This is a genomic window from Nonomuraea rhodomycinica (assembly GCF_013363995.1).
In the GTDB taxonomy this organism is placed as follows: Bacteria; Actinomycetota; Actinomycetes; order Streptosporangiales; family Streptosporangiaceae; genus Nonomuraea; species Nonomuraea rhodomycinica.
Genome location: NZ_JABWGO010000072.1, coordinates 1 through 290, shown reverse-complemented (window position 1 = coordinate 290; position 290 = coordinate 1). Strand labels below are relative to the sequence as shown.

At 78.3% G+C, this 290-nt stretch carries 1 protein-coding gene; it reads right to left on the bottom strand.

The genetic code is table 11. The annotated features are described in order from the left end of the window. Positions 1–19: 19 nt before the first annotated feature. A partial coding sequence (locus HT134_RS44470) for a sensor histidine kinase (protein ID WP_175606522.1) occupies positions 20–290 on the bottom strand: 271 nt, incomplete at its 5' end.

Genomic DNA, 290 nt, shown 5'->3' with positions numbered 1-290 from the left:
AGGATCCCACGCCCCAGGATCACGCTGTCGGGACGGCGCCCGGCAGCCGCACGGTGACGCTCAGGCCGCCCTCGGGCCGGGCCTCGGCGGGGACGGAGCCGCCGTGCGCGTCGCAGATGGCCCGCACGATGGACAGCCCCAGTCCCGCCCCCCGCGCCGAGCGCACGCGGTCGCCCTGCAGCCGCCGGAACGGCTCGACCAGGTCCTCCACCTCGTACGGCGGGACCGCCGGCCCGCTGTTGGCCACCGTGGCCACCGCCTGGCCGTCCTCCTCGCGCACCCGCACCCAC